This is a genomic window from Brevundimonas sp. Root1279 (assembly GCF_001425945.1).
GTDB lineage: Bacteria > Pseudomonadota > Alphaproteobacteria > Caulobacterales > Caulobacteraceae > Brevundimonas.
Map to the genome: position 1 here is coordinate 342,916 of NZ_LMEB01000005.1, position 21,644 is coordinate 364,559.

Sequence of the window (21,644 nt, forward strand, 5' to 3'; positions counted from 1 at the left end):
CCTGGATATGATGACCCGTTTCCCCCTCGGTCGCTTCAGCAGCCTGCTCTGCGGGGGCGCCGCCATCGCCGCGTCGGCCTTCATCCTCAATCTCGCGGACGGGAGCGAAGCCAAGGCCCAGACCGCCGCCAAGGTCGAGAGCCAGACGCGGCCGAACTTCGGCGTCCTACTGGACCCGCCGTCGCGCGGATCGCGCAGCCGCGGGCAACACCGCCGTTATGACTACGGCCGCCATCGCCCCGACTGGGGCGGCCCGGCCTATCCGCCCTTCCGCCAGGGGACCGAAGAGGTCGTGCTGGTCGACTGCGGCGGCAATCCAGGCACCGGCGCCGTCGAGGACGCGGTGCGCCGCGTCCGTCCGGGCGGCACCCTGATCATCCGCACCCGCGCAGGCGCGTGCGTCGGCTGGCTGAACATCGACAAGCCGATGACCATCATCGGCGAGGGCGGCTTCAATCCGCGTGACTGGAACCGCTCGCCCGAGCCGACCCTGCAGGCCCCCGACGGCCTGCCGTGCATGACCGTGGCCCAAGGCGTCCGGGTCGAAATCCGCGATATGGTGTTCGCCTCGCCGCGCGCCGGCGACGCCGCCTGCATTGTCGGCTACGGGGCCGAGATCGTCATGAACCGCGTCGGCTTCCGCCACGCCGGCGACGAGGCGGCCATCTACGCCGACGGCGGCCTGCTCGACATGCGCGACACGGTCATCGAGGCCGAAACCATTGCGCCGGCCGTGGTCGCCGACGGCGCCGTGCTGAACGCCTGGGAAGTGGTGGTGAAGGGCTCGCAGTCGGGCATGGAGGTCATTCCGGGCGCCGGCCAGGCCTCGCGCATCGCCTCGACCACCCTGATGGGCACGGGCGCGCCCAACGCCTTCGGTCCGCGCTCCATCGGCCTCATCGTCCGCTCGGGCCGCGATTACGGCCGCGTGGAGGTCGAGAACTCCAACATCGTCGGCTTCATCGAGGGCGTCTCCATCGAGGGCGCCTCGGTCGAGGTCACGAACAGCCGGATCGGCCGCTCCGACAAGGGCGTGGTGCTCTACAACGGCGAGCTGCGCCTGACCGACAGCCGCATCCGCGCCGGGACGGTCGGCGTCGCGGCCGCCGCCGGCAACGCGGTGCTGAACAACAACACCTTCGCCGGCGTGCAGCAGGTGTTCTGGCAGGAAGACCGGGCCAACATCCAGGCGCGCGGCAACCGCGTCTATTCGCACCACGTGTGCCGCCCGTACTTCCGCGACCGCGGGCGCGGCCGGCATGAGCCGTACTGGCGCCCGGGCGACGGCTGGGAGTGCGCCAACGGCTCCTATCCGCGCAACTGGTGGGCGTCCGAGGACGGGCTGCTGGGCCTGGAGTACTATGACGACGGCTATTCGCTGGACGGCTGGGACCGCTTCCGCGACGGCTACGGCTGGTACGACCGCGACGGCCGCTACATCTACTCCGAACGCCCGCGCGGCGAAGACCGCTGGCGCGGCGGCTGGGGCTGGGGGAGCCGGTAGGCCCGGCAGGACTCGAACCTGCAACCAGACCGTTATGAGCGGTCGGCTCTAACCATTGAGCTACGGGCCCGCCGTGGCGGTTTGCACGGCCTAGCAGGGCCGTGCGCGGCTTGCCAAGGGTCATGCCCGCGACACCGACCTTTCGTCGATTTCACGCCGATGAATGGAACCTGCCAATGGGGCCTGAGCGTTCGTTCAGGCTCGAACGGTCAAGGTGCGTTCACGGTCCTCGCCCGAACCCGGGCCGGACGGATCGCCGCTATCAGGAGACTACCCGTATGAACCGCCCCGCCGCCCGTTTTGGCGCTCCCCGCGCCGTCGCCAAGGCCGCCAGCCTGCCGGCTCTGTCGAACCGCCTGCTGATGATGAGCGGCGCCGTGATGGTCGCCGCCGCAATCGGCCTGGCCGCGCCTGCGGCCCATGCCCAGAGCCAGCCCGGCGGCGGCGCGCCGCTGACCATCCAGGCGGTGACCGAGACTCCGGCCGTCAACCTGGGCGCCTATGGCGAGGTCAAGGCCGCGCCGGACATGGCCACGATCAGCTTCGGCGTGGTCACCGACGCCCCGACCGCCGCCGAGGCGATGGCCCAGAATGCGACCCGCATGAACCAGGTCATGGCCGCTCTGCGCCGCGCCGGCATCGCCGAGCGCGACGTCCAGACCTCCGGCCTGAACCTGTCGCCGCAGTACGACTACGTGCAGAACGAGCCGCCGCGCCTGCGCGGCTACCAGGCCAACAACCGGGTGACGGTGACCATCAACGACCTGACCAAGGTCGGCTCGACCGCTGACGCCGTGGTGGCCGCCGGGGTGAACCAGATCGACGGCATCGGCTTCGGCCTGAAGGACCCCAGCGCGGCTGAGAACCAGGCCCGCCAGCTGGCGGTGCGCAACCTGCAGGCCAAGGCGGCCCTGTACGCCGACGCTCTGGGCGTGCGCCTGGGCGGCATCCGCTCGCTGACCGAGGGCGGCGGCTACATGCCCCAGCCGCCGCGCCCGATGTACGCCCGCGCCGAGATGGCCATGGACGCCGGCAGTACCCCGGTCGCCCCCGGCGAACTGACGGTCCGGATCGACATCACCGGCGTCTACGACCTGATCCGCTGATCAGGGATGGAAGAACGAGGCTCCGGCGCGTGCGCCGGGGCCTTTTTTGGGCCGTTAGTCGTCCCCGCGGGCGAGCATCAGGCCGATGGAGACGTTCAGCACCTGGCCGACCAGCACGATCGCGAGGGTGGTGACGGAGTCGTAGTCGCTGAAGAACAGCGGCAGGGTCCAGGGCATGCCGGTGAAGGTGGCCGGGATGAAGCTGATCCGCTCCGGCGGCAGGCCCAGCAGGTCGAGGCCCGGCGTGAGCGCCATCATCATCGCCAGCGCCGACGCGACGACCCAGGCGCCGTACAGCGTCCAGCGAAGCGTCTTGAGCGCGCGGGTCCGATCCATGCTCCGAAGGGAATGCCTCTCCGGCCCGCGCGTCAAGGTTGGGTTATTCGATCTCGAAGGTGACCTCGAGGCTGGACGAGATGCTGACGGCGTCCGGGGACAGGTCCAATGACGTCTCGGGCGTGAAATAGCCCGTGGCGCCATAGTAGGCGTCAACCTCGGCCTCATTGTACAGGCCATAGATTCGCTGACGGTCGGGCGAGGCGACCTTGGCGACCCGCACGATGCGCTGCCCCGAGGCCGTGGCGATGTCCTCGGCCTGGCGCCGTGCATCGGTGAAGGCGACTCGGGCGGCCTGGCTGCGTTGCCCGGTTTCGTCGGCCAGGAAGAGGCGGGTCAGTCGGACGCTCTGCGCGCCCCGTTCGGCGGCCAGGGACACGGCGTCACCGCCGCGTTCAGCAGGCATGCCTTCGAGCGTGACCTCCAGGACGGCGACGTAGCCGGAGGGCGTGCATTTGTCGTGAGTGTCGCGGGCGCACTCCCCTGAGTAGGTCGGCGTCACGGCGGGAAGGCCGGTGGTGACTTCGGCAGCGGTCAGTCCCTGCAGTCGAGATACGGCATCGGTCACGGTGGTCTGGCTCAGCGCCAGCTGCCTGACGGCCTCGGACTGGGTCGCGCCCCGGCCGACCACCTGGGCGCTCATGGCGAAGGTGTCCGGCATGGCTTCGACCCGACCCTCGCCGCGAACCACGATCGTGGCCCGTCCGCCAGCCTGCGCCTGCGCCGCGCCGGCGAGCGCCATCGCGCCGCAGGCGGCGGCGATCATCAATGATTTCATGGCAGTTCGTCCTCCCTTTGGATGGGGAGGAGACGAGCGCTCAATTACGGTGAAGCTTGGACCCTTTGGGGTCGATCAGGCGGCGCGCTTGATGTCGTTGTTGTCGTCCAGCAGGACGACGGTCGGCGACCATTGGCGAGCCTCTTCCTGGGGCAGCTGGCCGTAGGTGACCACGATCACCTTGTCGTTCTTCTGCACCAGGCGGGCCGCGGCGCCGTTGACGCCGATCACCTTCGAGCCGCGCGGGGCTTCGATGGCGTAGGTGGTGAAGCGCGCGCCGTTGGTGATGTTCAGGACATCGACCTGCTCGTGCGGGAAGATGCCGGCTGCGTCGAGCAGGTCGGCGTCGATGGCGATGGAGCCTTCGTAATCGAGGTCGGCCTGGGTCACCGTCGCGCGGTGCAGTTTGGCCTTCATCAGGGTGACCAGCATGGGGAGTGCGGTCTCATACAATACGCGGGGCGATGCCCCCGCTCGCTGGCGCCTGATATAGGGGCTCGCCGCGTGCGCAGCAATCACGCTGTTGCAACGCACCATTCACGCCCGCGACAACTCGCCCGTTACCGGACGTTCATTTGACGGCAAAGCCTGCCGCTCTATGGTCAAAATGTGGCCATGCCTCGGCCCGCGCTCCGGACGACGACCTCCCGATGAAGCAGTTCCTCCTCACCATGCTGGGCGTCTTCGCCGGGCTGTTCCTTTTCCTGATCGTCGTGCCGGTCATCCTGATCACCCTGGCGATCAGCTCGGCCTCGTCGAAGGACTCGACCCCGGCCCATTCCGTGCTGGAGCTGGACCTGCGCGAAGGCGTCACGGACCAGGCCCCGACCAATCCGTTCGCCATCTTCGGCGGCGGCGGGCTGTCGACCATGCAGATCGTCGACACCCTGGCCCAGGCCGAGGACGATCCGCGGGTGAAGGTGCTGCTGATCCGCCTGCCGGAAGCCGGCATCACCCCGGCCGCCGCCGATGAGATCCGCCAGGCCGTGCGTCGCTTCCGTCGCGCCGGCAAGCCCGTCATCGCCCATTCCCAGGGCTTCCAGCCGGTCGGCGCCGCCATCTCCAGCTATATGATCGGCGCCTCGAGCGGCGAGCTGTGGATGCAGAACACCTCCAGCTTCCAGCTGGCGGGCTTCTCGGCCGACACCCTGTTCCTGGGCCGCGCCTTCGAGAAATACGGCGTCAACGCCCAGTTCGAGCAGCGCTACGAGTACAAGAACGCCGTCAACGAATACACCGAGAGCGACTTCACCCCGGCCCACCGCGAGGCGATGGCGGCCTGGATGAACTCGATCTACACCTCGGCCATCGCCAACGCCGCGCAGGACCGCCGCGTCACGCCCGAGGCCCTGCGCACCGCCATCGAAGCCGGCCCGCACAGCTCGGCCCAGGCCCTGCAGCGCCGCCTGATCGACAAGGTCGGCCAGGTCGAGGAGGCCGAGGCGGCCGCCAAGCGCCGCGCCGGCCGCAACGCCGAGATCATCGAATTCGACGACTACGCCTCGTCCAAGGGCGAGCGTTCGGGCTCGGGCCGCAACGCCATCGCCATCGTCGGCGGCGAGGGAGCCATCATGACCGGAACGGGCGGCGGCGCCGACCCGTTCGGCGGCGGCTCCTCGATCATGTCCGACGACGTAGCCGAAGCGATCTACGACGCCATCGAGGACAAGTCGGTGAAGGCCATCGTCTTCCGCGTCTCGTCGCCGGGCGGCTCGCCCGACGCCTCGGAGCAGATCCTGGCCGCGGTGCGCGCCGCCAAGGCCGCCGGCAAGCCGGTGGTCGTGTCCATGGGCGACTACGCCGCCTCGGGCGGTTACTGGGTCAGCTCGGAAGCCAGCTGGATCGTGGCCCAGCCCTCGACCCTGACCGGCTCGATCGGCGTGTTCGGCGGCAAGATCGTGCTGGCCGACGCCCTCGGCCGCTTCGGCCTCGACCTGCGCAACCTGTCGGTCGGCGGCGACTACGCCAACGCCTTCTCGCCGGCGCGCCCGTTCGACGCCAACGACCGCGCCGCCTTCGCCGCCGGCATCGATCGCACCTATGAGGAGTTCATCGCCCGCGTCTCGGCGGGCCGTCGTCTGCCGGCGGCTCGTGTGCGCGAGATCGCTCGCGGCCGCGTCTGGACCGGCGCCCAGGCCCGATCGCTGGGCCTCGTCGACGAACTCGGCGGTCTGGAGGAGGCCATCGCCAAGGCCCGCCAGCTGGCGAGCATTCCGGCCGATGAGTCCGTCCGCTTCAAGCGCTTCCCCGAAGCCCGCTCGCCCTTCCAGGCCCTGTCGGAGGCGTTCGGCGTCTCGGGCGAGGCCGCCCAGGTGCTGGTCGGCATCGGCGGCGTGATGAACGATCCGCAGGCCGAAGCCGCCGTCCGGCAGCTGCAGGCCGAGCGCGCCCGGGCCTCAGGAGCCACCGTTCTGGCCGACCAGCCCTACTGAGAGCGCGACCTTTGGACACTCGCCTGTGAAGCGGCCGGTCATTGACCGGCCGCTTCGATGGACCGAGATTGAAAGTTCGGCGTTGTACCGGCGCTTGAGAGGTGACGACATGACCCAGTCTGACCGCCTGATCTTTGGCCCCGGCGCGGATCGCCGCGCGGCCAACGGACTGCTTGCGCCGCTGATGTGGGTCGCCGGGCTCTTCGCCACCATGGTCGCCATGGCGGTCGGGGCTGTCCTGGCTGTCATCACCGCCGCCGCCGTGGCCGTCATCGCCGTCGTCGCCGCCGTGCTCGTCTTCTTCGCCGGTCTGGCCATGCGCGCCCGCCGCCGCGTGACGGTGCGCGCCCGCCGCAGCGACGACGTCATCGAGGCTCGCAAGGTAGACGGCGCCTGGGTCGCCTACGGCTGGGAGAAACCGGTGCGCTAAGGCGGACCGTCGCCCGTGCTCAGCGTCAGGGACGAGCCTTCCCCTAATTTCGACAGCCGGCGCGCCCCGCCGGACATGCTGGTGTTGCACTACACCGGCATGCGCACGGGCGCGGAGGCCATCGCCCGGCTGCGCGATCCCGCGGCCAAGGTCTCGGCCCACTATGTGGTCGAGGAAGACGGCTCGATCCTGCGCCTGGTGCCCGAGGAGCGCCGCGCCTGGCACGCCGGCCGCGGCTCCTGGCAGGGCGAGACCGATTGCAACGCCGCCTCGATCGGCATCGAGATCGTCAATCCGGGCCATGAGTTCGGCTACCGCGACTTCCCGGACGTCCAGATCGACTGTGTGATCAGCCTGATCACCGACATCCGGACGCGCTGGACCATTCCGGACGCCCGCATCATCGGCCACTCGGACCTCGCGCCGGACCGCAAGCAGGACCCGGGCGAGCGCTTCCCGTGGAAGAAACTGGCCGCCGTCGGCCACGGCCTGTGGTTCGAGCCCGCCGCCGAGCGGATCGAGGCCCTGGGGCCTCCGCTGTCGATGGGCGCAGACGGCCTGGGCGTCGTGGTGCTGCGCGCCGGGCTCAGCCGACTCGGCTACGGCCTGACCAAGGGCGGCCTCGAGTATGACGACGAGACCCGGCTGGCGGTCGAGGCCTTCCAACGCCACTGGCGGTCCTCGCAGGTCGACGGCGTCGCCGACGGCGAGACCCGCGCGACCCTGATGGGGGTGCTGCAGGTGGCCACGGCTGAGAGCGTGACGGGCGTGCTGGCCTGAGGACGTTGACCGTGGCGCCATGAAAGCGCACTTAGCCCCCGTCAGACGGCCGGGCGGTCGCGGCGGGGCTTGCCCTGTCGAGGAAAGTCCGGGCTCCACGGTGAAAAGGCGGCGGATAACTTCCGCCCGGGGCGACCCGAGGGATAGCGCCACAGAAAGCAAACCGCCTGCCTCGCGAGGCAGGGAAGGGTGAAAGGGTGGGGTAAGAGCCCACCGCGTCTCTGGCAACAGCGACGGCATGGCAAGCCCCGCCTGGAGCAAGACCGAATAGGGACGTCGCGCAGCTTCGGCTGCAGGGCTCACCGCCCGAGGCGTCCGGGTAGGTCGCGAGAACCGGTCAGCAATGGCCGGTCCAGAGGAATGATCGTCGCCGCGCTTCGGTGCGGAACAGAACCCGGCTTACAGGCCGTCTGACGCTTTATCTTGGTGCGCTAACGCTCGCCGCCCGGCGGCTCGCTGCTTGAGCGCGGCGAGGGTCGAGGGTTGAGGGTTGAGGGTTGAGGGTGGCTGAGGTCGCGACCCGAACATACGCCGTCGCCTGAGGCGTGGTCGCTACTGACCCCCTCAACCCTCAACCCTCGACCCTTCTACCGCCCGTTAACCCTTTGCTCCGCAACGCGCCGCAAGATCGCTCCACAGCCTGTCGATAGGTTCGATGTTCTGTGTATGTTCCGGAATTTGCGGGCGTTTCGTGATCGAAGAAGGTTAACCAGTCGGTATCAATCCCATTGAGACCCAGTTCATCCCATGCTATCCCATTACTTCGAGTTGGGGTTGTCATCGGACGCGTGGCTGCGTCCAGGGATAGAGGGCGGATCGAAGGGTCCGGTTTGGGCGCAACGTGTTTCTCTCGACCTACGAGAAACAATTGGACGGCAAACGTCGGCTCCTGATTCCTCAGGAGTTCCGGACGGCTGACAACGGCGCGGAACACGGGGTCTTCTGCTTCTTCTCGATCGAGTCTGACTGCCTCGAGGCCGGCGGCGACAAGCTGATGGCCGAATACGTCTCGATGATCGAAGAGCTGCCCTTCGGCGACGACCTGCGCACGGCTCTGGAAGAGACCTTCTATGCGGGCCAGCGTCCGCTGGCCTACGACGGCGGCGGCCGCATCACCCTGCCGGAAAGCCTGTGCCAGGAGGCTGGGCTCGGCGAGGACGTGGTCATCATCGGCCTGGGCTCCCGCTTCCAGATCTGGGACCGCGCCCGCTGGAACGCCCGTCGCGACGAGCGCCGCGCCCTGGCGCGTCAGGCTGTGCGCGAGCGCGGCGAGGCCGGGCGCAAGGCGCTTCTGGCCGGCCGTCGTCCGGGCGGGGAGGGGGTCTGATGGCTTCTCCCCACGCCCCGGTCCTGCTTGATGAGGTCCTGGAGGCCCTGGAGCCGCGCGCCGGCGATGTGATCATCGACGCCACCTTCGGCGCCGGCGGCTACACCCGCGCCATCCTGGCGGCCGGGGCCACGGTCATCGCCCTGGATCGCGACCCCACCGTCCAGCCTCACGCCGACGCGGTCGCCGCCGACTATTCCGACCGTTTCCGCCTGGTGCGCACGCCGTTCTCGGGCCTGGCCGAGGCCTTCGAGGGGACGGGTGAGGCGAAGCTTGACGGCGTGGTCTTCGACATCGGCGTCTCGTCGATGCAGCTGGACCAGGCCGAGCGCGGCTTCTCCTTCATGCGCGACGGGCCGCTGGACATGCGCATGTCGGCCAACAGCGACCACGGCGGCGAGACCGCCGCCGACATCGTCAACACCTGGGACCACGGTCCCATGGCCCACATCTTCAAGCTCTATGGCGACGAGCGTCAGTCGGGCCGCGTGGCGACCGCCATCCTGCGCCGCCGCGCGGAGCAGCCGTTCTCGCGCACGCTGGATCTCGCCCAGGTGGTCGAAAAGGCCCTGGGCGGCCGTCGCGGCGCGGCCATCCATCCGGCCACCCGTGTGTTCCAGGCCCTGCGCATCGCGGTCAACGACGAGCTGGGCGAGCTGCGCGCCGGGCTGGAGGCGGCCGAGGCGACCCTGGCCCCCGGTGGTCGGCTGGCGGTCGTCACCTTCCATTCGCTGGAAGACCGCATCGTGAAGGCCTTCCTGACCGAGCGCACGGGCAACGCCCCGGGCGGCTCGCGCCACGCTCCGGTGACGGTCGAGACCCGCAAGCCGAGCTTCACCCTGAAGTTCAAGGGCGCGGTCGAGGCCGGCGAGGCCGAACTGGCCGCCAACCCGCGCGCCCGCTCCGCCCGCCTGCGGGCCGCCGTCCGCACCGATGCTGCGCCCTGGGGGAGGATCGCCGCATGAGCGTCGCCTCCATGCCCGTCGCCGTCTTCAAGCGCGTCTTCGACTGGAAGGTGCGCGGCATCCGCTGGATCGAGATCATCGGCGTCATGCTGGTCGCGGCCATGGTCTTCTCGGTCTACCTGGCCAAGGCGGCCGCGGCCCGTGAAGGAGCGCAGATCGACAGCCTGGAGCGGCAGATCGCCGAGAACGGCCAGAGGGTCCGCCTGCTGCGGGCCGAGGTCGCCCGGCTGGAGCAGCCGGGCCGCCTGGAGGCCCTGTCGCGCGGCGCGGGCCTAGGTCCGGTCGACGTCAAACGGCAGGCCACCGAGGCCAGCTTGCCGAGCCTGGCGCCCGTTCCAGAGCCGCGCGTGATCGTCGCCCCGACAGTGCCTCAGTCCGTTCCTGCAACGCCCGCGCCTGCCGCGGGCGAAGCCGTCTCCGAACCCCCGGCGGAGGCGGCGCAATGAGCGTGCACGATCCTCACGCCGCCTGGGATCGCCCGGCGCCCGGCCGTCCCGGCGCTCGTCTGAACATGCCGTCGTGGCGCTGGCTGGCCGAGGCCATGTGGGCCATCGAGCACTCGTTCGGCCGAGCCCGCGCCGACGCCCGGCCCGAAGAGGACACGCGCGTCCGGATCTTCGTGATCCTGACTCTGTTCTCGTTCGTCTTCTGCTGCCTGGCCCTGGGCGCCGCCAACGCCGCCCTGCTGGCCCCGCGCGGCGCGGCCGGCGCTGTGCACCACCCGAACGCGGTCAGCCGCGCCGACGTCGTCGACCGCAACGGCGCCCTGCTGGCCACCAACATCACCCACTACGGCCTGTACATCGATCCGCGCGAGGTCTGGGACCGCCGCGCCGCCGCCGCGCAGATCAAGCGCGCCCTGCCGCGCGTCTCGATGGCCAAGCTGAACAAGGTGCTGAACGGCGAGCGCCGCCTGATCGTCCTGCCGGGCCTGACCCCGCAGGAGAAGGCCGCCATTCACGCCCTGGCCCTGGGCGGCGTGACCTTCGAGCCGGAAGACCGCCGCGTCTATCCGCTGGGCGGCTCGGCCAGCCATGTGCTCGGTCTGGCCGACACCGGCGGGCAGGGCATCTCGGGCGCCGAGCTGGCCTTCAACGCCGACATCCGCGCCGCCGGCGAACAGGGCCAGGACTTCCCCCTCTCGATCGACCTGCGCGTCCAGGGCGTGCTGGAGAACGAACTCGCCGCCGCCGCTCTGCAGGCCCAGGCCAAGGGCGCCGTGGGCATCATCGCCGACGTGCAGACCGGCGAGGTGCTCGGCATGGCCAGCTGGCCGACCGACCAGAGCCTGAACCGCGCCGTCTCGGCCCACTACGAGATGGGCTCGGTGTTCAAGACCTTCACCGTCGCCGCCGGCATCGACACCGGCCGGGCCGACATGGAGACCAAGTTCGACGCCTCGCAGGCCTTCATGATCGGCAATCGCCGCATCACGGACTTCCACGCCACCAACCAGATCCTGACGCTGGAAGAGGTCTTCCTGCACTCGTCCAACATCGGCACCTCGCGCCTGGCGGTCGAGATGGGGCCGAACGTGATGCGGGACTATTTCACCCGCTTCGGCCTCCTGGACGCCGCCCCGATCGAACTGCACGAGTCGGCCAAGCCTCGCCGCCCGCGCAAGTGGGACGACTCGACCCTGGCCTCGCTGTCGTTCGGCTACGGCATCATGATCACCCCGGCCCAGATGTCGGCGGCCATGGGCGCCCTGACCAACGGCGGGCGCTTCATCCCGCTGACCCTGCGCAAGGGCGGCCGGCCGGGCGTCGAGACCCGCCAGGTGGTCTCGCCGGAGACCTCCACCACCCTGCTGGACCTGCTGCGCCGCAACGTCGTGCGCGGCTCCGGCGGCTTCGCCGAGGCCCCGGGCCTGCGCGTCGGCGGCAAGACCGGTTCGGCCAACAAGCTGGTCAACGGCCGCTACGACCCGACCCACGCCGTCGGCACCTTCGCCGCCGTCTTCCCGGCCGATGGTCCGCTGAACGCGCGCCGCTACTCGATCCTGGTGCTGATCGACGAGCCGGGCGCCTATCCGCGCACCGGCGGCTACGTCGCCGCACCCGCCGTCGGCCGCATCGCCGACCGCATCGCGCCCTTCCTCGGCGTCGAGCGCCGCGCCGACCAGTACCGCACCGCGACCGGCGAGAAGGTCCCGCTGTTCGCCCCGATCGAAGAGGAAGGGCGATGAGCGCCGCCCTTCGCCTCTCGGAGCTGCTGCGTCGCGACGTCCCCGTCGACCCGGTGATCACCGGCATCACCGCCGACAGCCGCAAGGTCGCGCCGGGCGGTCTGTTCGTCGCCCTGCCGGGCACGGCCGCCGATGGCCGCGCCTTCATCCCCCAGGCTCTGTCGCAGGGCGCCGCCGCCGTCCTGGCGCCGGCCGACACCGACGCGGCCCTTGCCCCGCTGCTGGTCACCTCGGGCGATGTGCGCCGCGCCTACGCCCTGGCCGCGCGCAGCTTCTACGGCTCCCAGCCGGCCACCTGCGTCGCCGTGACCGGCACCAACGGCAAGACCTCGGTCGCCGCCTTCTGCCGCCAGATCTGGGCCGGGCTGGGCCTGACCGCGGCCAGCATGGGCACGCTCGGCGTCGTGGCGCAGGCTGGCACGATGTCCGAGGCCCTGACCGGCCCCGGCCTGACCAGCCCCGACGCCGCCGACGCCGCCCGTCTGCTGGCCCAGCTGGCCCAGGGCGGGGTGACCCACCTGGCGCTGGAGGCCTCGTCGCACGGCATCGACCAGCGCCGCCTCGACGGGGTGACGCTGAAGGCCGCGGCCTTCACCAACCTGACCCAGGACCACCTCGACTATCACGGCGACATGGACGCCTATCGCGACGCCAAGCTGCGTCTGTTCGAGACCCTGCTGCCGCGCGGCCGCACCGCCGTGCTGAACGCCGACTCCGACGCCTACTCCAGCTTCGCCGCCGCCTCGATCATGTCGGGCCTGGGCGTCATGGGCGTGGGCGAGCGCGGCCGCGACCTCAGCCTGGTCGAGCGCCACGCCGTGCCCGAAGGCCAGCGCCTGACCATCGATGTGCAGGGTCGCCTGTTTGAGGTGCTGCTGCCGCTGGCCGGCGCTTTCCAGGCCTCCAACGCCCTGGTCGCCGCGGGCCTGTGCATCGCCGGCGGCGAGAGCCCCGAGCGGGTGCTGGCCGCGCTGGAGAAGATCGAGGGCGCGCAGGGCCGCCTGCAGCGCATCGCCGGCCCAGCGGGCGTTCCCGCCCGCGGCGAAGTCTATGTCGACTACGCCCACACCCCGGACGGGCTGGAGACGGTGCTCAAGGCGCTGCGCCCGCACGCTTCGGGGCGTCTGATCGTGGTCTTCGGCGCCGGCGGCGATCGCGACCGCGCCAAACGCCCGATCATGGGCGAGATCGCCGGCCGCCTGGCCGACGTCGCCATCGTCACCGACGACAACCCCCGCTCCGAGGATCCGGCCGCCATCCGTCGCGCCGTGCGCGAGGGCTGCCCGAATGCAACCGAGATCGGTGACCGTCGCGCCGCAATCCGCCACGCAATCGAACAGATGCGCGACGGAGATGTGGTCGTCATCGCCGGAAAAGGGCATGAGCAGGGACAGATCGTCGGCGGCGTAACCCACCCCTTCGACGACGCCACCGAAGCCGCCGAAGCCCTGCTGGTCCATGCCTGACGCCGACTACCGCCCCCTCTGGACCTCCGCCGAGATTTTGGCCGCCACTGGCGGCGACCTGACGGGCGCACCGTTCGAAGCCGACGGCATCACCTACAACAGCCGTGAGATCGTCCCGGGCGACCTGTTCGTGGCCCTGAAGGGCGCGCGCGACGGGCATGAGTTCGCCGCCTCCGCCTTCGCCGCCGGGGCGACGGGGGCGATCACCGAGCGCGCGGTCGAGGGCGGCCCGGCGGTGGTCACCGGCGACACCCTGCGGGCGCTGGAGCAACTGGGCGTCTTCTCGCGCGAACGCAGCCCGCACGTCCGTCGAGGCGCGGTCACCGGCTCGGTCGGCAAGACCAGCGTCACCCAGGCCATCAAGGCCGGCCTCGACCTGGCCGGGCCCGCCCACGCCTCGATCAAGAGCTACAACAATCACATCGGCGTGCCGCTGACGCTGGCCCGGATGCCGACCACGGTCGAGCGGGCCGTGTTCGAGATCGGCATGAACGCCCCGGGCGAAATCGCCCCCCTGTCCAAATTCGTCCGCCCGCACGCCGCCTGCGTCACGACGGTCGGCCCGGTCCACATCGAGGCCTTCGCCGACGGCGAGGCCGGGGTCGCCGCCGAGAAGGCCGCCATCTTCGAGGGCCTGGTCGAGGGCGGCGCGGCCGTCCTGAACGGCGATGTCGCCTACGCCGCCGTGCTCGAAGCCGCCGCCCGCAAGGCTGGCGCCCGCGCGGTCACCTTCGGCACGGCCCAGGGTCACGACGCCCGCCTGCTGGACTTCCAGCCCTTCGAGGGCGGGGCGCGGGTCAAGGCCGAGCTGTACGGCCGTTCGATCGATTTCACCCTGGCCCAGTCCGGCTTCCATTGGGGCCTGAACAGCCTTTGCGTCCTGCTGATGCTCGACGCCCTGGATGTGCCGCTGGAGACCGGCCTGGCCGCCCTGGCCGAATTCCGCCCGCTGGCGGGCCGCGGCCAGACCACCGTGGTTCAGGCGCCCGGCGGGGCCTTCACCCTGATCGACGAGAGCTACAACGCCAATCCGCTGTCGATGGCCGCGGGCTTCCGCAGCCTGGGGGCCAAGCCGGTCACGCCGGGCGGCCGACGCATCGTGGTGCTGTCGGACATGCTGGAGCTGGGCGACCAGTCGCGCGCCCTGCACGAGGGCCTGGCCGCGCCGATCGCCGCCGCCGGCCTCGACCTTGTGCACACCGCCGGGCCGGAGATGAAGCGCCTGCATGACGCCCTGCCGGTCGAGTGCCGCGGCCTGTGGCGTGAGACCGCCGCCGAGCTGGCCGCCGAGGCGGCCGAGCTTGTCGGGCCGGGCGACGTCGTGATGGTCAAGGGATCGAACGGATCCAAGGCGTCGTTGGTCGCGAAGGCTCTTGCCGCCCTGGGAGGGGAAGCCTGATGTTTTATCTGCTGTATCTCCACTACGCCGACATCGCCCAGGACTACCCGCTGCTGAACCTGGTCCAGTACCAGACGGTGCGCGTCGCCCTGGCGATGGCCACGGCCATGATCGTCGCGGTCGCCATGGGCAGCCGCTTCATCGCCTGGATGCGGGTCAAGCAGGGCAAGGGCCAGCCGATCCGCGCCGACGGCCCGGTCTCGCACCTGTCGAAGGTCGGCACCCCGACCATGGGCGGGCTGATGATCCTGGCCGGCATCGCCGTGGCGGTGCTGCTGTGGGGCGACCTGACCAACCCCTACATTTGGATCGTCTCGTTCGTGACCGGCGCCTTCGGGGTGCTGGGCTTCATCGACGACTACGCCAAGGTGTCGAAACAGACCTCGGCCGGCCTCACCTCGAAGCAGAAGCTGGTCGCCCAGGTCATCGTCTCGATCGTCGCGGGGGCCATGACCGTGGCCTGGATGACCGTCTCGCCGACTTCGCCGGGGCTCGAGACCTCGATCGCCTTCCCCTTCTTCAAGGCGGTTCTGATCAACATCGGCTGGTTCTACGTCGCCTTCGCCGCCTTCACGATCGTAGGCTTCTCGAACGCCGTGAACCTGACCGACGGCCTCGACGGCCTGGCCATCGTGCCGGTGATGATGGCCGCCGCGGCCTTCGGCATCATCAGCTACCTGGTCGGCAACTTCATCTTCTCCCAGTATCTGGGCGTGCACCACGTGCCGGGCTCGGGCGAGCTGGCCATCTTCTGCGCCGCCATCATCGGCGGCGGCGTCGGCTTCCTCTGGTACAACGCCCCGCCGGCCAAGATCTTCATGGGCGACACCGGTTCGCTGGCCCTGGGCGGCGCGCTCGGCGCCATCGCCGTGGCCACCAAGCACGAGCTGGTGCTGGGCATCGTCGGCGGCCTGTTCGTCATCGAGGCCGCCTCGGTGATGATCCAGGTCGCCTACTTCAAGGCCACCGGCAAACGAATCTTCCTGATGGCCCCGATCCACCACCATTTCGAGAAGATGGGCTGGCCGGAATCGACCGTGGTGATCCGCTTCTGGATCGTCTCCGCCATGCTGGCCCTGGCCGGCCTCGCCACCCTCAAGCTGCGATAGAGCCATGATCCCGGCACCCGGCTTCGAAGGGCGGAGGATCGCGGTCTTCGGCCTCGGCAGGTCGGGACTGACGGCCGCGCGCGCCCTCAAGGCCGGCGGCGCCCTGCCGGTGCTGTGGGACGACAGCGTCTCCAGTCGCATGCAGGCCGAGGCCGAGGGCTTCGCCGTCGAGGATCTCACCGCCGCCGACTGGTCCGGCTTCGCCGCCCTGGTCCTCTCCCCCGGCGCGCCCCTGACCCACCCCAAGCCGCACTGGACCGTCGACAAGGCCAAGGCGGCGGGCGTCGAGGTGCTCGGCGACATCGAGCTGTTCGCGCGTGCGCTGGCGGTTCTGCCGCAGGATCAGCGGCCGAAGGTGGTCGCCATCACTGGCACCAACGGCAAGTCGACGACCACCGCTCTCATCGGCTGGGTGCTGAAGCAGGCAGGCCTGAAGGTCCACGTCGGCGGCAACATCGGCATAGGCGTGCTCGCCCTGCCGGCCCCGACGCCCGAGGCGGTCTATGTGATCGAGGTGTCGAGCTATCAGTTGGACCTGACCACGAGCTTCGCGCCGGACGTGGCGATCCTGACCAACATCTCGCCGGACCATCTCGACCGTCACGGCGGGATGGAGGGCTATGTGAAGGCCAAGACGCGGATGTTCCAACACCACGGCGAGGACAAGGTCGCTCTGGTTGGCATCGACGATGCTTGGGGCGGCGAAATCTACAAGGCGCTTCATAAGCAGGGTTCGGTCACTTCTATCCTGACCAACATCGCTGTGTTGGGGGGAGGGCGGCTCCCGGGTTTGGCGGTCGAGCGGGTCGCGGAGAGGGGGAGCGCTCGGGAAAGCGCTTTCCTGGAAGGGCGCTTCCTTTCCATGGAGGCCCTCGCCGGCGACGTGACGGCGGATGGCTTGCTTATCGCGCGACTGGATGAAGCCCGCTCGCTCCCAGGCCGCCACAACGCCCAGAACGCGGCCTTCGCTTACGCCGCCGCCCGCGCGCTCGGCGTGTCGCATGAAGCCGCCGTCCAGGGCCTCGTCACCTTCCCCGGCCTCGCCCACCGCATGGAGACCGTCGGCCAGCTCGGCCGGGTGCGCTTCATCAATGACTCCAAGGCCACCAACGCCGACGCCGCGCGGCAGGCGCTGGCCTCGTATGAGCGCAGTTACTGGATCGCCGGCGGGCGGGCCAAGGCGGGCGGGATCGACGACATCGAGGACCTGTTCCCGCGCGTGGTCGAGGCCTTCCTGATCGGCGAGGCGGCCGGGCCGTTCGCCGCCGCCCTGGGCGAGACCCCGCACCGTATCAGCGGCGACATGGCCACCGCCGTGCAGGCCGCTTACGACGCCGCCGCCGCGACCGGCCGGGACGAGGTCGTCCTGCTGTCGCCGGCCGCCGCCTCCTTCGACCAGTATCCCGACTTCGAGGCCAGGGGTGAGGCGTTCCGCGCCGCCGTCCTGGCCCTCGGCGCCACCCCTGCGAGCGCCTCATGACCCAGAGCTACAGCCCCGCCTTTTCGCGCAACGACCAGAGCCCGATCGCCAAGTGGTTCTGGACCGTCGACCGCGGCTTGCTGGCCGCCGCCCTGACCCTGATGGGCCTCGGCGTGGCGCTGAGTTTCGCGTCGAGCCCGGCCGCCATCCTCGCCGACCAGTCGATCACCGAGCCTTTCCACTATTCGTACCGGATGCTGGTCTGGGCCTCGATGGGGCTCGGCATCATGTTGACGACGTCGCTGCTGTCGCCGCGCGGGGTGCGGCGCATCGCGGTGCTGGCCCTGATCCTGGCCATCCTGACCATGATGGCCCTGCCGTTCATCGGCGACGAGGTGAAGGGCGCGGCGCGCTGGATAAACCTCGGCCCGTTCAGCCTGCAGCCGTCCGAGTTCGCCAAGCCCGGCCTGATCGTCTTCGCCGCCTGGATGTTCGCCGAGGCCCAGAAGGGGCAGGGCGTCCCGGGCGTCAGCATCGCCTTCGGCTTCTGGGCCCTGACCGTCGGCCTGCTGCTGATCCAGCCCGATATCGGCCAGACTCTCTTGGTCACCACCACCTTCATGGCCGTCTTCTTCATGGCCGGCGTGCCGCTGAAGTGGGTGGCGGTGATCGCCGCCGCGGGCATGGCGGGACTGGTGTCGCTCTATTTCGCCTTCGGCCACATGCGGGACCGCCTGAGCCGCTTCCTGTCGCCCGAGAGCACCGACACCCACCAGATCGACCGTGCGTCCGAGGCCATCCGCGCCGGCGGCCTGGTCGGTCGCGGCGTCGGCGAGGGCGTCATGAAGCGCCACGTGCCCGACCTGCACACCGACTTCATCTATTCGGTCGGCGCCGAGGAGTTCGGCCTGATGCTGTCCCTGGCGATGATCGCGCTCTACGCCTTCATCGTCCTGCGCGGCCTGAAGCGGGCCATGAAGCTGAACGACCCGTATGAGCAGACCGCCGCCGCCGGCCTGTTCATGCTGATCGGCCTGCAGGCCTGCATCAATGTGGCCGTGAACCTGAACCTGATCCCGACCAAGGGCATGACCCTGCCGTTCATCAGCTACGGCGGCTCGTCCATGCTGGCCATGGGCCTGACCATGGGTCTGGCCCTGGCCCTGACCCGTCGTCGTCCAGGCGCCTATGAGCCGGGCGCCAGCCTGCCGCAACGCCGCCGCATCCTCCCGTAAAGGCCGCCCATGTCGTCGAAAGTCTGCGTCGTCGCCGCCGGAGGCACCGGCGGCCACATGTTCCCCGCCGAGGCGCTGGCGCGTGAGCTGCAGGCGCGCGGCTGGCGCATCGTGCTGGCCACCGACGCCCGCGGCGAGAGCTACGCCCACGCCTTCCCGGCCGAGGAGCGGATCGCGCTGGACGCCGCCACCGGCAAGGGGCCGATAGGCCTGGCCAAGGCCCTGCTCGCCATCATGAAGGGCGCAAGCCGGGCCCAGGGCGCGCTGAAGGGGCTGGACGCGGCCGTGGTGGTCGGCTTCGGCGGCTATCCATCGGCGCCGGCCCTGCTGGCCGCCCTGATGCAGCGCCGCCCGACCGTGCTGCACGAGCAGAACTCGGTGCTGGGCCGCACCAACCGCTGGCTGGCCCCCTATGTCGGCGCGATCGGGGCCTCCTTCCCCAACCTGCAGCGCGTGCCCCAGGGCGTCGGTGCGCGGGTGACCCTGGTCGGCAATCCGGTGCGCCCGGACATCAAGGGCCTGCTGGACCGCCCCTACGTGGCCCCGGTCGGCGACGGGCCGATCCGCGTGCTGGTCACCGGCGGCAGCCAGGGGGCCCGCATCCTGGCCGAGACCGCGCCGCGCGCCCTGGCGGCCCTGCCCGAGGCGCTGCGCGCCCGGCTGAAGGTGCAACAGCAGGCCCGGCCCGAGACCATGGAGACGGCCCGGCAGATCTATCTCGAAGCCGGCATCGACGCCGAGGTCGCCCCCTTCTTCCGCGACATGGCCGCCAGCCTGTCGGCCGCCCACCTGGTCATCGGCCGCGCCGGGGCGTCGACCTGTTCAGAGCTGGCGGTCGCCGGCCTGCCGTCGGTGCTGATCCCGCTCAAGATCGCCACGGACGACCACCAGCGCTTCAACGCCGCCAGCCTGGTCGACGCCGGCGGGGCCGAGATGATCCTCGAAGACCACGTGACCGTGGACGGGCTGCGGGCGGTGCTGGAGCCGATCCTGTCCGACCCGGCCCGCCTGGCGGCCATGAGCGCCGGCGCCCGCTCGGCGGCCCTGCCGGACGCGACCCAGAAGCTGGCCGATATGGTCGAGGCGGCGGCGCGCTAAAGCGCCAGCTGCGCCCTTCCGTGGGCCACGGCTTCCTCCAGCGTGGCCGCGTCCGTGGCGTAGTCGCCGGGATTGCAGGCCGCGACCAGCAGCTCATGGGCGTCGCCGCCGGGGGCGGCCTCATAGGCCGGGGCTGCGTCCGCCGTGGCGGGACCCTCGGCGCCGCCCTCGCGCACCGAGGCGAAGTCCAGGCGGTCGACCGACCCGCTGTCGCAGTCGAAGGACCACCACGACCAGCCGCCCCAGTAGGCGTCGCCGCCGGCGCGGAAATCCGGCTCGACCACCTGCAGCACGCGGATGCGACCGCCCGCGCCTGCGGGATGCAGGCTGGCCAGGTCGGCGTACTGGGCGAAGCGGCCCGCGCCGAGAAAGACGAAGCGGTGCTGCTCCGGCTCGGCGGCCTGGGTGAGCAACAGCGAGAGGGCGGCGAGTATCATGCGCCGTCGTAACCGCCCGTTGACCGCGGCGCGATAGGCTCTTCGCCATGACGCGTTTCATGACGCTCGATTTCGCCGCTGGAGACCGCGCCGACCTGCGCGCGCAAGTGCGCGCCCTGGCGCGCAGGCCCTATGGCTATGTCGTGACGCCGAACGTCGACCATGTGGTCAAGCTGATGGACGGGCGGGTCTCCCGCGCGGTCTACGACGGCGCGGCGTTGAAGATCTGCGACAGCCGCATCCTGGCTCATCTGGCCCGCCTGCGCGGCGTGACCCTGCCGGTCTATCCCGGCTCGGACCTGACCGCCGACCTGCTGGCCGCGCCGGAGACCGAGGGGCTGACCATCGCCGTCTTCGGCCCCGACCGGGCCGCCTTCGACGACCTCGTCGCCCGCTATCCGCGACAGACCCTGCGTTTCCTCGAGGCGCCGATGCTGACGCCGGGCTCGGGTGAGTGGATCCAGGCCGTCGACGCCGCCGTCCGCGCCGACTGGGACGTCCTGCTGGCCTGCGTCTCCTTCCCCAAGCAGGAGCTGTTCGCCCACGCCCTCAAGGCCGCCGGCCGCGAGCGCGGCGTCGCCCTGTGCGTCGGCGCCTCGGTCGACTTCCTCACCGGCCGCCAGCAGCGGGCGCCGAAGCTGTTCCAGACGCTGTCACTGGAGTGGCTGCATCGATTGCTCAGCCAGCCGCGGCGGATGTTCCGGCGCTATGTGATCGAGGGGCCGGCTATCTTCGGGTGGTTCGTCAGGACTGAGGTGTTGAGCCGCTGAACGGGGTTGGTGGCGTTGAGCAGTCCTGGACGGCCGCAGGCAGCCCCATGCCCCACTCCTGCTGAGGCCCGATCCAGCGCGTTGTACCTGCGGCGGCGTCCACCGCGTCTTGAAGCTCGGTGACAGCGGATGGCATTCCCGCTTCCAAGCCGACATAGTCCAGTACGACTTTGCTCCGTCCATCGACATTGATGCCGAGCAGGTAGGTCGGGTTGTCGGTGACCTCAGTGAAGTACTCGTCGTCCAGCGAGAAGAAGTCGGCCTTGCGGAAGCGCTCGACAAGCGTGTCGAACTGTTCTCGGGTTATACGGCCTTCACGCCAGCCAGCGGCTTGAACGTAGTATCGGCCGCAGAAATAGACCGTTCCGTCGTTTCGGAGGATCGCCACATAGGCGGGGCAAGTTCCGAAGCATCCGGTGCGCTCGAGGAAAATGCTGATGGGCCTGCCGGCCGTTTCTGGGAAAGGAACGTGCCGCGTCGGTCGCTTCTCGGGCGGCAGGACGCCCGTCGAAACCCACAGGCGTACGGGTGTGGGCGAACCGTCTGCCTTGGTGAATGGGCGAAACCGCCATTGCTTCAGATTCTGAGCAACCTGTGCACGCAAGGCGGGAGACGTTTTCTCCCGGTCGAACTTTAAGGTCGTAGCTACCGTTCGACCCTGAGTGTCGACAAGAATTTCGTACACTAGGTTCAGCGCCCCGTTCGACGCTGACGGATGGCGGACCGACGACGGAACGGGCAACTCATGCGCCCGAATGTCTTCGTCGTCCGTGTAGACATGAGGCGCGCCCATCAGCCAGGCGCGTGCCTCGAACGCCAAGCCAGGCGCTCCGAAGTATAGGGCGCAGCCCGTGACGAGCACGG

General features: G+C 70.1%; 21 protein-coding genes, 1 tRNA gene and 1 other RNA gene. 17 read left to right on the forward strand and 6 right to left on the reverse strand.

The window, feature by feature from the left end; translation table 11 throughout:
* Positions 1–7: 7 nt before the first annotated feature.
* A complete protein-coding gene (locus ASC65_RS07530; RefSeq protein ID WP_235561430.1) occupies positions 8–1,504 on the forward strand; it encodes a hypothetical protein in 1,497 nt (498 codons plus the stop codon).
* On the opposite strand, the gene ASC65_RS07535 is transcribed toward ASC65_RS07530, so the two are convergent.
* Positions 1,502–1,574: transfer RNA gene (locus ASC65_RS07535), tRNA-Ile, on the reverse strand. The genes ASC65_RS07530 and ASC65_RS07535 overlap by 3 nt on opposite strands.
* 208 nt (positions 1,575–1,782) lie before the next feature.
* On the opposite strand from ASC65_RS07535, the gene ASC65_RS07540 reads away from it, so the two are divergent.
* Entirely contained in the window at positions 1,783–2,610 is an 828-nt protein-coding gene (locus ASC65_RS07540; protein ID WP_082525921.1) for an SIMPL domain-containing protein, read from the forward strand.
* Positions 2,611–2,664: 54 nt separating this feature from the next.
* On the opposite strand, the gene ASC65_RS07545 is transcribed toward ASC65_RS07540, so the two are convergent.
* From ASC65_RS07545 to panD, 3 genes are all read right to left on the reverse strand, one after another.
* Positions 2,665–2,946 carry a hypothetical protein gene (locus tag ASC65_RS07545; protein WP_056451274.1) on the reverse strand — a complete coding sequence of 94 codons (282 nt, stop codon included), beginning with the start codon at positions 2,944–2,946 and terminating at the stop codon, positions 2,665–2,667.
* Positions 2,947–2,989: 43 nt separating this feature from the next.
* Complete coding sequence (locus ASC65_RS07550) at positions 2,990–3,724, reverse strand: SIMPL domain-containing protein (RefSeq protein WP_082525922.1); 735 nt, start codon at positions 3,722–3,724, stop codon at positions 2,990–2,992.
* 75 nt (positions 3,725–3,799) lie between these two features.
* Positions 3,800–4,156 carry an aspartate 1-decarboxylase gene (panD, locus tag ASC65_RS07555; protein WP_056451277.1) on the reverse strand — a complete coding sequence of 119 codons (357 nt, stop codon included), beginning with the start codon at positions 4,154–4,156 and terminating at the stop codon, positions 3,800–3,802.
* A gap of 218 nt (positions 4,157–4,374) precedes the next feature.
* On the opposite strand from panD, the gene sppA reads away from it, so the two are divergent.
* The 14 genes from sppA to murG all read left to right on the forward strand — a co-directional run bounded on the left by sppA (position 4,375) and on the right by murG (position 19,573).
* Entirely contained in the window at positions 4,375–6,156 is a 1,782-nt protein-coding gene (gene sppA / locus ASC65_RS07560; protein WP_056451278.1) for a signal peptide peptidase SppA, read from the forward strand.
* Between the two features lie 109 nt (positions 6,157–6,265).
* The gene (locus ASC65_RS07565; protein WP_056451279.1) at positions 6,266–6,586 is read left to right on the forward strand and encodes a hypothetical protein; all 321 of its coding nucleotides are present in this window, start codon (positions 6,266–6,268) and stop codon (positions 6,584–6,586) included.
* Positions 6,587–6,601: 15 nt separating this feature from the next.
* Positions 6,602–7,366 carry an N-acetylmuramoyl-L-alanine amidase gene (locus ASC65_RS07570; RefSeq protein WP_056451280.1) on the forward strand — a complete coding sequence of 255 codons (765 nt, stop codon included), beginning with the start codon at positions 6,602–6,604 and terminating at the stop codon, positions 7,364–7,366.
* Positions 7,367–7,407: 41 nt separating this feature from the next.
* An RNA gene (gene rnpB, locus ASC65_RS07985) (RNase P RNA component class A) lies at positions 7,408–7,784 on the forward strand.
* Between the two features lie 423 nt (positions 7,785–8,207).
* Positions 8,208–8,693 (forward strand): division/cell wall cluster transcriptional repressor MraZ, encoded by a 486-nt coding sequence (locus ASC65_RS07575; protein ID WP_056451281.1) that lies wholly within the window; start codon positions 8,208–8,210, stop codon positions 8,691–8,693.
* Positions 8,690–9,658 carry a 16S rRNA (cytosine(1402)-N(4))-methyltransferase RsmH gene (gene rsmH, locus ASC65_RS07580; protein WP_156459590.1) on the forward strand — a complete coding sequence of 323 codons (969 nt, stop codon included), beginning with the start codon at positions 8,690–8,692 and terminating at the stop codon, positions 9,656–9,658. Before ASC65_RS07575 ends, rsmH begins: the two co-directional genes overlap by 4 nt.
* On the forward strand, positions 9,655–10,104 hold the full coding sequence (gene ftsL / locus ASC65_RS07585) for a cell division protein FtsL (protein ID WP_156459584.1): 450 nt from the start codon (positions 9,655–9,657) through the stop codon (positions 10,102–10,104). Before rsmH ends, ftsL begins: the two co-directional genes overlap by 4 nt.
* The gene (locus ASC65_RS07590) at positions 10,101–11,846 is read left to right on the forward strand and encodes a peptidoglycan D,D-transpeptidase FtsI family protein (RefSeq protein ID WP_056451283.1); all 1,746 of its coding nucleotides are present in this window, start codon (positions 10,101–10,103) and stop codon (positions 11,844–11,846) included. The genes ftsL and ASC65_RS07590 overlap by 4 nt, the downstream gene beginning before the upstream one ends.
* On the forward strand, positions 11,843–13,312 hold the full coding sequence (locus ASC65_RS07595; RefSeq protein WP_056451284.1) for a UDP-N-acetylmuramoyl-L-alanyl-D-glutamate--2,6-diaminopimelate ligase: 1,470 nt from the start codon (positions 11,843–11,845) through the stop codon (positions 13,310–13,312). Before ASC65_RS07590 ends, ASC65_RS07595 begins: the two co-directional genes overlap by 4 nt.
* On the forward strand, positions 13,305–14,711 hold the full coding sequence (locus ASC65_RS07600; protein ID WP_056451285.1) for a UDP-N-acetylmuramoyl-tripeptide--D-alanyl-D-alanine ligase: 1,407 nt from the start codon (positions 13,305–13,307) through the stop codon (positions 14,709–14,711). Before ASC65_RS07595 ends, ASC65_RS07600 begins: the two co-directional genes overlap by 8 nt.
* Complete coding sequence (gene mraY / locus ASC65_RS07605; RefSeq protein WP_056451286.1) at positions 14,711–15,820, forward strand: phospho-N-acetylmuramoyl-pentapeptide-transferase; 1,110 nt, start codon at positions 14,711–14,713, stop codon at positions 15,818–15,820. Before ASC65_RS07600 ends, mraY begins: the two co-directional genes overlap by 1 nt.
* Before the next feature lie 4 nt (positions 15,821–15,824).
* Positions 15,825–17,300, forward strand: coding sequence for a UDP-N-acetylmuramoyl-L-alanine--D-glutamate ligase (gene murD / locus ASC65_RS07610; protein WP_056451287.1), 1,476 nt, complete (start codon positions 15,825–15,827; stop codon positions 17,298–17,300).
* Entirely contained in the window at positions 17,297–18,475 is a 1,179-nt protein-coding gene (locus ASC65_RS07615; protein WP_056451288.1) for an FtsW/RodA/SpoVE family cell cycle protein, read from the forward strand. Before murD ends, ASC65_RS07615 begins: the two co-directional genes overlap by 4 nt.
* A gap of 9 nt (positions 18,476–18,484) precedes the next feature.
* The gene (gene murG / locus ASC65_RS07620) at positions 18,485–19,573 is read left to right on the forward strand and encodes an undecaprenyldiphospho-muramoylpentapeptide beta-N-acetylglucosaminyltransferase (protein ID WP_056451289.1); all 1,089 of its coding nucleotides are present in this window, start codon (positions 18,485–18,487) and stop codon (positions 19,571–19,573) included.
* Here the strand turns inward: murG and ASC65_RS07625 are convergent.
* A complete protein-coding gene (locus ASC65_RS07625) occupies positions 19,570–20,010 on the reverse strand; it encodes a hypothetical protein (protein WP_056451290.1) in 441 nt (146 codons plus the stop codon). The two genes, murG and ASC65_RS07625, sit on opposite strands and share 4 nt — an antisense overlap.
* A gap of 47 nt (positions 20,011–20,057) precedes the next feature.
* Between ASC65_RS07625 and ASC65_RS07630 the strand changes: the two genes are divergently transcribed.
* Complete coding sequence (locus ASC65_RS07630; RefSeq protein WP_056451291.1) at positions 20,058–20,780, forward strand: WecB/TagA/CpsF family glycosyltransferase; 723 nt, start codon at positions 20,058–20,060, stop codon at positions 20,778–20,780.
* On the opposite strand, the gene ASC65_RS07635 is transcribed toward ASC65_RS07630, so the two are convergent.
* On the reverse strand, positions 20,755–21,600 hold the full coding sequence (locus tag ASC65_RS07635) for a DUF6438 domain-containing protein (protein WP_156459585.1): 846 nt from the start codon (positions 21,598–21,600) through the stop codon (positions 20,755–20,757). The two genes, ASC65_RS07630 and ASC65_RS07635, sit on opposite strands and share 26 nt — an antisense overlap.
* Positions 21,601–21,644: the final 44 nt, after the last annotated feature.

Bases quoted from the DNA above. Each gene is read 5' to 3' on its own strand.
- ASC65_RS07530 (WP_235561430.1), top strand. From the start codon at position 8: ATGATGACCCGTTTCCCCCTCGGTCGCTTCAGCAGCCTGCTCTGCGGG.
- ASC65_RS07615 (WP_056451288.1), top strand. From the start codon at position 17,297: ATGACCCAGAGCTACAGCCCCGCCTTTTCGCGCAACGACCAGAGCCCG.
- ftsL (WP_156459584.1), top strand. From the start codon at position 9,655: ATGAGCGTCGCCTCCATGCCCGTCGCCGTCTTCAAGCGCGTCTTCGAC.
- ASC65_RS07545 (WP_056451274.1), bottom strand. From the start codon at position 2,946: ATGGATCGGACCCGCGCGCTCAAGACGCTTCGCTGGACGCTGTACGGC.
- sppA (WP_056451278.1), top strand. From the start codon at position 4,375: ATGAAGCAGTTCCTCCTCACCATGCTGGGCGTCTTCGCCGGGCTGTTC.
- ASC65_RS07600 (WP_056451285.1), top strand. From the start codon at position 13,305: ATGCCTGACGCCGACTACCGCCCCCTCTGGACCTCCGCCGAGATTTTG.
- panD (WP_056451277.1), bottom strand. From the start codon at position 4,156: ATGCTGGTCACCCTGATGAAGGCCAAACTGCACCGCGCGACGGTGACC.
- ASC65_RS07565 (WP_056451279.1), top strand. From the start codon at position 6,266: ATGACCCAGTCTGACCGCCTGATCTTTGGCCCCGGCGCGGATCGCCGC.
- ASC65_RS07630 (WP_056451291.1), top strand. From the start codon at position 20,058: ATGACGCGTTTCATGACGCTCGATTTCGCCGCTGGAGACCGCGCCGAC.
- ASC65_RS07540 (WP_082525921.1), top strand. From the start codon at position 1,783: ATGAACCGCCCCGCCGCCCGTTTTGGCGCTCCCCGCGCCGTCGCCAAG.
- murD (WP_056451287.1), top strand. From the start codon at position 15,825: ATGATCCCGGCACCCGGCTTCGAAGGGCGGAGGATCGCGGTCTTCGGC.
- murG (WP_056451289.1), top strand. From the start codon at position 18,485: ATGTCGTCGAAAGTCTGCGTCGTCGCCGCCGGAGGCACCGGCGGCCAC.
- mraY (WP_056451286.1), top strand. From the start codon at position 14,711: ATGTTTTATCTGCTGTATCTCCACTACGCCGACATCGCCCAGGACTAC.
- ASC65_RS07550 (WP_082525922.1), bottom strand. From the start codon at position 3,724: ATGAAATCATTGATGATCGCCGCCGCCTGCGGCGCGATGGCGCTCGCC.
- ASC65_RS07595 (WP_056451284.1), top strand. From the start codon at position 11,843: ATGAGCGCCGCCCTTCGCCTCTCGGAGCTGCTGCGTCGCGACGTCCCC.
- ASC65_RS07625 (WP_056451290.1), bottom strand. From the start codon at position 20,010: ATGATACTCGCCGCCCTCTCGCTGTTGCTCACCCAGGCCGCCGAGCCG.
- ASC65_RS07590 (WP_056451283.1), top strand. From the start codon at position 10,101: ATGAGCGTGCACGATCCTCACGCCGCCTGGGATCGCCCGGCGCCCGGC.